Annotated in this window: 4 protein-coding genes; all 4 read left to right on the top strand. The window is 37.8% G+C overall.

All coding sequences use genetic code 11. The annotated features are described in order from the left end of the window. Nucleotides 1-454: 454 nt before the first annotated feature. Complete coding sequence (locus AN960_RS07390; RefSeq protein WP_056469013.1) at nucleotides 455-1,885, top strand: spore germination protein; 1,431 nt, start codon at nucleotides 455-457, stop codon at nucleotides 1,883-1,885. 6 nt (nucleotides 1,886-1,891) lie between these two features. Next, the gene (locus tag AN960_RS07385; protein WP_056469010.1) at nucleotides 1,892-2,989 is read left to right on the top strand and encodes a GerAB/ArcD/ProY family transporter; all 1,098 of its coding nucleotides are present in this window, start codon (nucleotides 1,892-1,894) and stop codon (nucleotides 2,987-2,989) included. Then, nucleotides 2,986-4,104, top strand: a complete 1,119-nt coding sequence (locus AN960_RS07380; protein ID WP_056469007.1) for a Ger(x)C family spore germination C-terminal domain-containing protein — start codon at nucleotides 2,986-2,988, stop codon at nucleotides 4,102-4,104. Before AN960_RS07385 ends, AN960_RS07380 begins: the two co-directional genes overlap by 4 nt. A 733-nt stretch (nucleotides 4,105-4,837) precedes the next feature. Then, nucleotides 4,838-12,967: an InlB B-repeat-containing protein gene (locus tag AN960_RS07375; RefSeq protein WP_056469004.1), complete on the top strand. Its 8,130-nt coding sequence runs from the start codon at nucleotides 4,838-4,840 to the stop codon at nucleotides 12,965-12,967. The last annotated feature ends 174 nt before the right edge of the window (nucleotides 12,968-13,141 follow it).

Raw genomic sequence — 13,141 nt, 5'->3', positions numbered from 1 at the left:
AGCTTAAGTGCCGATATTCTTGGACGTGGGTTCGACTCCCACCGTCTCCACCAATACATACTGTTTGGTGGTTTTTTTATGCTTAAAAATATTAATGCGAAAACCTCTTAAAACTTTGATTTATCAATGTTTTAAGAGGTTTTTCTATTTAGGAGTAACTGCATTCAATAACTTTGCCAAGTTAATGAAAGAATCCCCCACTCACACTACGTGTTGAAGTGGGAGGATTCTGGTTAAAATTGATAAAAAGGAACGAAAAGCAACAGTGTTTTTGCTATTTCGTTCCTTTTTGTATCTTTATTGTTGTTTCATCAACTTCCCCAGTTAAGATTTGTTATAAATAGAACATCAATACAAACATTTGGTATTTTAATCCAAAATTAACATTCATTACTTAGTAAGGAAAACAAAAGAAATGGAAAAATAAACATAACTTTTGAATTGGAGGTTCTTCATGAAAACGGAATCTTTTCTAGATTTAAACGAAAAAAAACTCAGAGAGATGTTATGCGATACCTCCGATTTTAAAACAAGTGATGTTCGAGTTGGTGAACAATGGTACCGTCTTTACTACTTTGATACGATGGTTGATACAAGTATCGTGCAAGAACACATTATCCGCCCGTTGCTTCATAACCAACACACGAGTGTTCGTGAAGCGGTCACTATTCTAAAATATCAAGAAACTGAATGGTTATCAGAAGTATCAAAAGCACTAGTCGCAGGAAAAACAGTGGTTCAAAGAAATGGAGAAACCATTTGTTATCTATTAGACACTGAAAAAACAAATGATCGTTCGATTTCCATTCCGATGAATGAACGTGTGTTACGCGGTTCTTATAAGGCACTAAACGAAAATATCGATACAAATATAAACATGTTGCGCAAATTAGTTGAAACACCAGATTTTATCGTGAAGAGTTACTCACTTGGGCGTCGTTCAAGTACAAAAGTAGCCATTTTATACCTGCATTCTTTGGCAAACGAAGTCGTCTTAATGGAATTGGAGAAAAAAATCGAAAGTATCGATATCGATTATGTCGAGTCACCTGGTTTTATAGAGGAATTAATAACAGATGATAAATTTTCACTATTTCCGAAATTTCTCATTTCTGAACGGTCAGACCGTATCCGTTCTTATCTAATGGATGGGAAAATGGCTATTTTAACAGATGGGTCGCCTCAAAGTGTTATACTACCGGTTTCATTTTGGTCCTTTTTTCAAACACCAGATGATTATCAAGTTGGTTGGATCGTCGGTAGTATGTTTCGTTTCCTTCGGATTATTTGTTTCATCTTTGCCGTTTCATTACCAGGATTGTATGTAGCGCTCGTAACATTTGATCCACGAATTATTCCATTTGAAATTGCCTTAACACTTAAGAATTCAATGCAATTGGTTGCTTTACCTCCGATTTTAGAAGCGATAATCATGCTTGTTACGCTTGAAATCTTACGCGAATCAGCCATTCGACTACCAGGTCCAATTGGTCAAACAATTGGAGTAGTTGGTGGAATTGTTATTGGTACAGTCGTTGTTCAAACGAATCTGATTTCAAATATGATGGTAGTTGTTACTGCTCTCACGGGTGTATCTTCCTTTATTATTCCTTCATACGAAATGAGTAATGTCGCACGAATCATGACTTACCCTTTCTTAGTGATGGCGTCTATTTTTGGATTAATCGGGTTAGAGATTAGCTTCTTTTTGTTATTAACACATTTAGCTCGGATTAACACGATTGGTATTCCTTATTTTTATGCGTGGTTTACCAAAGATGCGATAAAAGATACCTTATTTAGAGCACCAATCAAACGTCTAAAAAAACGGCCAATAGAAAGTGTCGCAAAAGATCTGACGAGACTAAATGATCCAAAGGGGTAGTTGACGATGATCCATCTAAAAAAGATTTCAATTAACCAACTGATATGTCTTGTGATTACAACACAAATTGGTGCACACGTTTTGTCGATCCCATACGCAGAATCTCGCCATACAGGACATGATGCGTGGATGTCTGTTTTGGTTGGAGGTATGTTCTCACAAGTAGTGATATTTGTTATTTATGGACTTGGTAAGCGTTATCCTACATTAACATTTCAGCAGTATCTCTATCAGATTGTTGGAAGACCAATTGGTGTCATGTTAAATTTTTTGTTTGCCTTATTTTGCGCGCAGAATTGTATCATTGTTGTAATTTCTTATGCAGATATCCTTCATCGGTGGGTTTTGTATGAAACACCTTGGATTGTAATTGTCGGTTTTTTGTTTCTGATGTCAGCCTATACTGCATCATCTTCTTTAAGAAGTATTTCGACTGTCTCACAATCCGTCCTTACATTGGTTGTTATTTGTGCGGTGATTATCATCATAAGTGGCATGGGTAAAGGGAATTGGCTTCATTTCTTACCGATTGGCACACATGGAATCGTGTCAGTCTTAAAGGACTCGATTCCAACATTTTGGGCGTATACTGGATTCGAATTACTTCTATACGTTTTTCCATTTGTCCAGTGCAAAAAAAAGATTGAGATTTTATTTGCGATGTCAATAGCAAACGGAATTACGACATTATTTTATGTGTTGATAAGCGTCATCGTCATCTATAATTTTAGCGAAAGCCAATTGGATACCATCACAGAACCGATGGTGTTCATCCTTCGTAAATTTAGATGGCCTGTCGTGCAGAGTTTAGATATCGTCTTTATCACAACTTGGATATCTGTCATAACAGCAACCGTCTATATGTATTTGTTTTTATCCGCACGGTATGTCGCAAGTATACGAAAAAAAGAAATCAATCGTCATTCTTTATTGGTTTGGGTGATTGGCGTTTTTGGCTTTGTCATTGCTTGTTTTTGCGCTGATCGACAACGAATGTTTCGTTATTCAGATGTTCACAATGTACTTTCTTTCATCATGATTGTCGTGATACCAACATTTCTTTTACTTGGTTCGATTCTACGTGAAAAGGTGGCAAAAGTATGAGAAAAGTTGCCATTTTACTTTTATTGTTGCCACTTTTAACAGGCTGTTGGGATCGCTTACCTTTAAGAAATTTACAATTTGTCGATATAGCAGGACTCAATTGGAATGAAAAGAATCGTGAAGTCGAATTAGATTATGTCATCACCAACATAAAAAGTACTGGTCCGGGTTCAGGTGAACCACTTTCTGAGACGGTTGTTTTAAAAGGACCTAATGTTATTGAAGCCGTTAGTCAAGGGCAGTATATCGATCAAGCGCCTTTTTTAGGGATCAACACAGGGATTTATTTGATGAGTGAATCTTTTGTGAAACACGAACCAATTTTACAACTTAATTTTTTATTACATGCACCGTATACGTCTATTAACTCACCGGTTGTAATATTCAAAGGGGACTTAGGAACTTTTTTAAAGACAACTCCAAAACAGAATGGAAAATTCGCTGGTAATTTTGTTAGGTTTAACTCGGCGTTAGATAAAAATAATATCATTAATAGTGTGACGATGATGCAATTATTAGAATCAAAAGAATACGAATTATCAAATCTTGCGATTCCAATTGTGAAACAAAATGAGAAAGGTACAGAATTAGAAGGTGGGCTATTAATTAGCCACGGGAAGAATACAGATGTAGAACTTAATAAAGAACAATTGCGTATGATGATGTTAATTACCGGGAAAGAAAAAGGAAGACAACGATATAGTGGTAAATTAGAGAAAGTTAGCGAAGAAAAGAACGATTATCGAAGTTACAGCTTTTCATTAAAAAAAGGTACTTCAACGATTCGTGTGATACCGCAATCAAAAAGACCACCAAAAGTGAATCTCAATGTTAACATCGACATCGTTGTCATCAAATTAGGAAAATCATATCACCAACTTAATGCAAAATATGTGAATAAAACCGAAAAAGAACTAGGTAAACAATTAGACAAAAAAGCGTTAGAGACAATTCAAATCATGCAAAAAGCGAATTGTGATTTGCTTGGGATCGGTGAAAGGATAAAGGCGTTTCACCCTAAAATTTGGAAAAATTTAAATTGGGAAAAGGACTATCCTGAAATGAACATCAAACCACATTTCAAGGTTCACATCTTGAATGTTGATCGAATGTAAAATGCCCCTATCTTCTGGTAATCTGGATTACAAAAAAAGCACACATAAATAGTAAAACCTATAAAAATGCACCTCTAAATGTTAGACACCGTCTAATATTTAGAGGTGCATTTTTATAACTAAATTTACAATAGAGAAGAAATTAATTGCCATAAAACGCTACTTAGAAGGGGATGAAGAGCAAAGGAACATTCGAAACCTATCGGAGTAGAGCATTCAGTATTTCGAACATAGATACAACAGTAACACGGATATACCTGGGTTTTAAGAGGTTTATATTTTTTTAAACTCCTTCCGTTTTTATTGAATTAGATTAAATCAACTAGCATGTAGATTGAAAAAATGTCGAAAAATTAATAATAAAAAGTAAATTTTATTAATGAAAATAATGGAATATAGAAATACATAATCAAGATTTTAATAAAAAAGTGAGAATTCCCCCAAATTTGACTATTTTGATATTAATTTACCAAAAAGTCAATATAACTGAATTTTTAGGTCTTTTAGGTTGAAAAAACGGGGTAAAAAGACTAGTTTCGAAGGGAAAATGATAAAATATGATAATTTTCAATTAAATACTATTGTATTTGTTCGTCGTTTAACTACAATTTTCTGCAAATTCCCCCAATGTAGCTTCATTACTTTTTAACGTATTATTAAGTCACAGATATAATTATTTAATATTTTTAAATATTAAATAATTATCAGGACGACTAATAGTGGGGGGAGTAACATGAAAAAGAGACAAAAGAAACGAACAATATCGGCTGTTGCGTTAAGTAGCGCGATGTTGCTGAATATGGTCTTACCACAAAGTGCCATTCTTGCACATGCAGAGTCGAATGTTGATCAGAAAAATCCAACTGATGGGAAATTTACAGCGGATGAAGTTAACCGCATCTTAGCTGGATTAACACCAGAACAAAAAGCGAGCATCAATAAGCTGACTGGTGCGGATAACACACAAAAAATCCACGTCGATCAGAAAGATTTAAAAAGCGGAAAAAATATTGACGTCATCGTTCAATTTAAAGTGGATCCAGCAAAAATTCAAATCATAAAGCAATCACTTGAAAAAGGAAGCGCAAGTGCACAGACGTTTGCTGCTGATTACGCAGATGCAAAACAAAAAGTTGCTGATGCACATTCGAAATTTAAAGCGTTTGTCAAGACGCAACCGGCTAAGCAAATTACTGGTGGAAAAGAAGTTCAGGCGGATATCCGCATCACAAGAGAATACACGGATGCATTTAACGGGGTTGCACTATCGGTACCACCAAGTATGGTTGAAGCGATTGCCAGCCAGGCGGATGTTGCATCTGTTTGGTCAGTGGTTCAATACGAAGTAGAAGAAGGAACGGCTTCATCTGGCGAAACACAGACAGTGACTGAAGCGACAGCAACCGGAAAACCAACTGCAGGCCTTTCATTATTGGGTGTTGATAAACTACACGCAGAAGGGAACACAGGGAAATTCTTGTCAGGTCCAAAACAAGGTCAACGAGTAAAAGTCGGGGTACTAGATACAGGGATTGATTACAACCATCCTGATTTATATGAAGTAACACACGATGCGGACGGACATTTATATGAAGGGCACGACTTTATTAACTCAAAAGTAGATGCAGATGGAAATGTGGTTCAAGTAGATGATCATGACCCGATGGAAACGATCTATCCTGATTGGGAAGCAGCAAGAGAACATCCGAATCCAGAAGAAGGGTTACCGTCTCCTAATTACAAAGATTATATTACGGAGCACGGTACACACGTATCAGGTACGATTGCAGCGAGTACAACAGATAATAATAACGTTTATTCAGCGGACGGTGTTGCACCAGATGTTGAACTTCACGGGTACCGCGTACTTGGACCGGGTGGACATGGTTCTTCTTACGCTGTACTAAGCGGAATCGACCAAGCAGTAAAAGATAAAATGGATGTAGTGAATCTATCACTCGGTGCAAATGTTAATGACCCATTTTACCCGACTAGTATCGCGATTAACAACGCAACATTACAAGGTGTCGTTTGTTCAGTCTCTGCAGGAAATGCAGGACCTGGCGTCGCGACACTTGGGTCACCAGGGACTTCACCACTTGCCATTACGGTTGGTGCAAGTACTGTTCCAGAACAAATTCCTGTGCAAACCGTAAAATTCGGTAATACGCCTTATCAAGCGCGTTTATTCGGGAAACATTTTGCAGACGCTGATGATGCGTTCAAAGGATTGTCAATTCCAATCGTCGATGTTGGTCTTGGAAGCAAAGATGATTATGCAGGAAGAGACATGAGCGGGAAAATTGCCCTTGTGAAACGCGGAGGCGATACCTTAACTCAAAAAATGGCCAATGTGAAAGATTCCGGAGCAAAAGGGATGATCATTTGGGATAACCAAGCGGATGAAGAAACCCAAGGGTATAATCCAAACTTTTTAGGGATTAGCGCTGACAATGTATATGCAATTTCTATTACACAAGCACAAGGTGAATCACTTGTGAACGCAATAAAAGCCGATCCCGGGAACGCAAAGATTACGTTCCCAATGACGCTTGATGCCCCACTCAACAAACCGGCTGATCAATTAGCGTCGTTCAGTTCAACAGGACCAGTAAAAGATTGGAGCATCAAACCAGATGTCATCGCACCAGGTGTTGACATTTTCTCAACTCAACCATACGATGTGTGGGAACCAAATAGTGATAAAGATTATAAATATGCCTACCAATCATTGTCAGGTACATCAATGGCTGCGCCTCACGTAACAGGGATTTCAGCACTTGTATTAGCTGCACATCCAGATTACACACCAGCCGATGTGAAAACGGCATTAATGAATACAGCAAAAGACGTGAGTACCGATTCAAAAACATACAGTGTGTACCAAGTTGGTGCAGGACGTGTTGATCCAGTTCGAGCGGTGCACTCAGATATCAAAATACAAGTATTAGATAAAGCAACAAGTACTACAAATATAGATGGGCAAGATCAGTATACGCCAATCGATAACACAACAGGTAGCTTCTCGTTTGGTTTTAATGGGCGCGGAGAAGGAGCGAAAACGGGCTCTGATGATGTTGTCAAATCAAAAGACTTCACGATTACAAACCAAGGTTCAACAAGTAAAACGTTCAAACTCAGTTCAAAGTTTATCACAACAAAATTTGCGAGTTCAAATCCAGTTGGACAAGGTACTGGAAATAATGTGAAAATCGACTTTTCAACTGGTGAGTCAAATGTAACGTCTGTCAGTGTGGACGGAAAAAGCTCAGTGAAAGCGAAAGCGACAATTACCGTACCAGCAAACGCATTAGACGGTACGTATGAAGGATATGTAAATGTTGTGAATGCAAATGATGCGAACGAATCATACCGCATGCCATTTACCATCACGATTGCTGAAAAAGGAATTGATTTTAAAGTAGACATCAAAGCGATGACACTATCTGAGCGTTATACTGGAAACTATAACCCAAATGCGGGACAACCTGGTTCAGGATACACCTTTTCTGTAAACGGCTCAATGGATAGTGCCTATGTTCTATTGAAAGATAAAGATGGAAACTATATCGGAGTCGTACAAAATGTGAGCAATATCAGTGGGGCTGGCCCTGGAGTCGTTTATGGTCCTGTAACAATGCTTGTTAATGGACTCTATTTACCATTTACAAAACCATATAATGGCTCACTTGATCAAGCTGGAATCGGAAAAACGCCTGCGGTGCTAAAAGAAGGTGCCTATTCGGTTGAGATGATCGCAACTGACAAAGATGGGAAAAAGTTCACAAAAGAAGACACGCTTTATGTCGACTACAAAGCACCTACCTTAACGATGGATAGTGATTCGCAGCCGGGTATTTATGAAATCGACCCTACAGGTTACAATCCAGGACAAGAGGTTAAGAAGTTTTATGGAACCGTTTATGACTCGAATATTGATGTCATGAAAAATAATGGCGAAACGACGTTAAAAGATTATGATACGCTTAAGCCTTCACCTGTCGATCAAGGGCAGAACACAGTGTTTGGTTATCAAGATGGTCCATTTGTCACACACATTTTTAAAACGGATGGAAACGGTCGTTTCAGTTTTGGCTTAGAGCCTAACGACATTAAAGCAAGTGGAATGAAGTATGTGATCTATCCTTCCGACTATTCTGGAGCAGGCGACTGGTATTCAACGAAGAAAAAGTATTACTTCATCAAAAAAGGTTCGCCATATGTAACAGTCACAACTTCTGGAGGCGTAGACCCAGCACTAGAAAGCAAAGGGAATGTGGTCGTTGAACCCCAAAAACCATTTAAAGTATCATTAGCGACGAAAAATGGAATTGGAATGACTGGCGGTACCTTTACAATTGAGGCAGATCCTATACTTGAATTTTCAAACATTAAGCTTTCTGACGAATATAGTAACTATTTAGGAAGTAAAGGCATTACACCTACACTAACAGTTGGTCAGCCTTATTTAGATAAACAAACAGGCAGACGTTCAGTCGACGTGACTATTTCTGGCGTTTCTGAAGCAGGCGCACTGACGAAAGACACGCAAGACATGAAGATTTTAGAAGCAAATTTGACTTACACAGATAAAAGTGCATTTGTTGGCCCAATTGACGAAAGTTTCGCTGTCGAAAATTCGAGCTTCACATTGGCTGGAAAAGAGACAGTCGTTCCGGCTTTCTTAACGAATATGCCACTTGTCAAACAACCGAAGTCACAAGTGACGGGTGGTCTGTTTGCGGAAAGCTTCAAAGCAAACAATTTAAGCGGAAGTTTTACGAATATTACGAAGGATTCAGGTGCGACCGTTACGGCAAAAGATGCCGATGGTAATACGTATGTAACGGATAACACAAGCGACGCAAACTCCGTTCAAATCGGAAATCAAACGTCAGGTACGTATTCCATTACAATGAAAGCAAGCGACAAGCCGTATTCAATTGAAACGTATATGCCAGGTCATTTTAAAGGATATCAAACAACGCCAGTCATTGGATCCAACAAATTCGGATTTCAATCAGGCTCATACTTTGATTTTGCATCGATGAACACACCACTTTTACTTGGTGGAGATGTAAATGGCGATAATGTGATTGATATGAAGGATTTAGTTTCAGAAATCCAAGCATATGCTGATTTCGATTTTCTAAAAGGTGTATCAGCATCTTCTAAAGAAAAAGCGGAATTCTTTACAAATTCTACTACGCATCGAAATAATGACATTAGCTGGGCTTTCTCAGGACTGAATTCATTTGGCAGTTACTCTTTCAGTAATATAGATTACAATGATTTTTACTATATCTTTAAAAACTTTGGTCAGAAAAATCAAAGTGCGATTGATGCAGGTAAGGTAGTCCCAGAACCACAACTTACTTTGACAGAAAATCTATCGATTTCATCAAATAGAGGAACGTATACTGCTTCTTCTGATGATTCGAAAGTTAAAACCTATAACTTATCTGCTGGTAATGGTCTAAAAGAAGTTATGGCAATGCTAAATTTTGCAGGTCCAACGCAAAAAACATCCGTAACTCAATTACCAACTTTCCAAGATTTGAAAAATGGTTCAACTGTTTCGTTGATCCCAACGAGCAATGTCATGTTAGATGATGTTGTATGGCGAAAAGCGATTACTAAGGTTGAATTAGGATTAGGCAGTAATTTCACTGACGTAACGAATGCAGTTGTACCAAATACAACCGTTCCAGCCGTATCGATTACATCCGGCTACGTCAAGAATGACCCGATACAAGGGATCGTAAATGTACCAGCTACACTATCATTACATGGTTCATTATTTAATACGACTGGTACGTACACGGTACGTATCACGGCTACTGGCTATCAACCAGTTACGAATAGCTTTACAATTGCATCAGTACCAATCCCAACTCCTACCATTCCAATGGTCACTGATCCAGCAAAAGCGCATATCGGAAACGATGTCACATTTAACTATACATTTGCTGATGACTCTAATTGGCGAAAGGGTATCAATAAAATCGTTGTCAAAACAGCAGGTTTTACAACAGGCTTAGATATTACGAATCTAAAAGATGGAAATGGTAATCTGTATTACGATATTTCACAACCAGGAAAAATTACATTTAAAGCCGATTTATTTAAAACGGATGCAGCGATTAATCCGAATGACGCAAAATCGTATAATTCAGCGATTAATCCAGGTGGAGCGAACTATTTACCTCAATTGTATAAATTCGAGATCAACTCAACCGGTTTAGATGGAACCATTTACCCGATGGTAACGATTGGCGGAGATGGCACGAATGCTGCTCAACCAATTGGATATGGCATTACGTTTGACTCAAAAGGTGGAAGCGCGATAAATCCAATTTCATTCGGATTTAAACCAAGCAATTCTCGATATAATGGAGGACAGTATATTTTCAATAGTATCTCCCCAAATCGAAGTACGCCACTTTCTGTCAAATCTGGCTATAATTTTGTTGGTTGGTATAATGTCGATCCAGTGACGGGTGCATTAACGACTCCTTGGGTTGAATATAATAATTATGCTTCAGATATAAAGGTTGCTGCAAAATGGCAAGTGAATTACACGCAAAACTATTCACCTGTTGATTTATCGAAACCAGATGGTGATAATTTAGGTGGTACCGTACTTGGTGAAGGTCCAGTTACGATTAAAATCCCAGACTATACAACGAATACACCATGGTTAAAGACAAAGAACGATATTGCAAAAATTGACGCAACGTATAGAAAAATGAAAGCAGATGGCACATTTGAAACAACTGACAGTACGTATACGTTAGATCCAACTACGTATGATTTAGTTGATAATGGTGACGGTAGTGGTTCATTAAAGTTCACAACGGCGACAGAAACATATGCAACAGCTCACCCTAGTGAAAAGTTTGCATTTAGTCAAGCACCAAGTTCAACTGGTTATCAATTGACACTAACGTCAACAGCTGGGGAAACCGTTCAAATTCCAAATGTAAAGCTAGGTTATCGCCGACACATTGATTTAAATGGAGGTACATTAAATTCACCAGGTGATGTCTTCTTCAGTGACAAACTAGTCAATGGAAAAGCATTTGGTGTTGACATGGTGACAGCAGCAACAAAAGTAACAAAGGGCAATCTTTCCATGATGCCAAACTTATATTATGATGCAGCCGGAACAAGCGGACAAGATGTACCAATTTCAACAGGAACTGGTAAGGTATTGAAAAACAATGAAACGTATTACATCGCTTGGATGAAAACACCGCCTCAAGTAACAAAAGATGTTGTTGGAAATGTTGTTGGAAGTGATATTACAATCGCCTTTACAGACGACGGAACTTGGCGAAATAATATCAAGAAAGTAAGCATTGGTTCAAAAGTACTAAATTCGGGTACTGATTATAAATTAACGTATGATTCAGTAACACATAAAGGATCAATTACACTTGATAAATCATTATTTACAGCTGGACAAAAAGTAAATGTGACCATTTCGTCAGAAGGGTACTTGGATGCGACTGTTACAGACCAAGTCATTGGTTACACAGTTTCATTTGAAACAAACGGAGGCGATGCAATCGAACCGCAAATCGTTGACTCACGTGTTACAATGCCAACTGACCCAACTAAAGTTGGTTACAAATTTATGGGATGGTACAGTGACGAAGCGTTAACAACGCCGTTTGATTTCACAAGCATTGTCACAAAACCAATTAAACTGTATGCAAAATATGCCTTAGCAACATCAATCGTATCAGCAGATACAACTGATAACGCGTTAGGCAATGAAATCACACTTGAATTTAGCGACAAAGATTGGGCAAATGCAATTACGAGCATTAAAGTGGCTGGTTCAGCGATTGACGCAACAAAATACAAAATCGATGCAACACATGGCACACTGACAATTGATCAGAGCGTATTCAAAAAAACAGGCGATTTTATCATCAGTATTAGCGCAAAAGAATATGCAGATGTTACAGTGACACAAAAAATCGTAAACGGAAATAACATTCACTTTGTTCTAAAAGGTGAAAAAGCGCCATTTGAAGTAAAAGACCAAATCGTCGTACGTCGTATTACAGAACCAACTGTATATGGATATGAGCTGGCTTGGTTTGCAGATGAAGCATGTACAATTCCTTGGGATTTCACAAACTCGATCTATTCTGCAAAAACAATATACGGAAAATGGTCGATTCATAAGTTCACAGTAGAATTTAACAAGCAAGATGGAGGCTTAGTAGAAACTAAGAAAGTGGATTATAACACGACTATGACAGCACCAACAGCACCAACAAGAACGGGATACACTTTTGTTGGATGGTATAAAGATGCTAAAGGTCAAACAGTATGGAATTTTGCTTCAGATAAAGTAACAGCAGATACAGAGTTATTTGCTAAGTGGAGCATTAACTCGTATACAGTTAAATTTGATAGCCAAGGTGGAAGTGCAGTAGATGCGATAAAAGCAAACTATAACACAATGATTGCTGAACCAACTGTACCAACAAGAACAGGTTACACTTTTGCTGGATGGTACAAGGACGCTGCAGGTCAAACACCATGGAATTTTGCAACAGATAAAGTATCGAGCGACACAACAATTTACGCAAAATGGTCACTAAATAAACCGAATGTTAACCAAATCGATGAAAATGATCCAAAGATTTCGGGCTCAACTTTAGCAAATGCAACGATTACTGTAAAAATCAATGATGTTGTAATTGCAACTGGAAAAGCTGATTCTAAAGGAATATTTAGTATCCAAATTAAACAACAAAAAGTAGGTACAGAATTATCTGTCTATGCAAAGGATTCAACTGGAAATGAAAGTTCTGCAACAAAGGTTAAAGTTGTAAAGAAATAACAAGCAGTACAAATTACTCTCAAGCAAAAAAGTCAAAAAGGGTGTTTATGACATTACGAAGATTGATTAACACCCTTTATGAAAGTGCAACGATTAGATCGGCTTTTTTCAAATTAAAAACTTCCCTTAAAAATAATAAAAGACAAGAATACAGAACTTCGTATTCTTGTCTCT

Origin of the sequence: Bacillus sp. FJAT-25509 (genome assembly GCF_001420605.1) — a bacterium.
Classification (GTDB): domain Bacteria; phylum Bacillota; class Bacilli; order Bacillales; family Bacillaceae_G; genus Gottfriedia.
The sequence above is the reverse complement of the archived record's forward strand: the minus strand, read 5'-3'. Positions and strand labels throughout refer to the sequence as shown.

What these genes read in the sequence shown, in the direction of transcription:
- AN960_RS07380 (WP_056469007.1), top strand. Translation starts at nt 2,986, where the DNA reads ATGAGAAAAGTTGCCATTTTACTTTTATTGTTGCCACTTTTAACAGGC.
- AN960_RS07390 (WP_056469013.1), top strand. Translation starts at nt 455, where the DNA reads ATGAAAACGGAATCTTTTCTAGATTTAAACGAAAAAAAACTCAGAGAG.
- AN960_RS07375 (WP_056469004.1), top strand. Translation starts at nt 4,838, where the DNA reads ATGAAAAAGAGACAAAAGAAACGAACAATATCGGCTGTTGCGTTAAGT.
- AN960_RS07385 (WP_056469010.1), top strand. Translation starts at nt 1,892, where the DNA reads ATGATCCATCTAAAAAAGATTTCAATTAACCAACTGATATGTCTTGTG.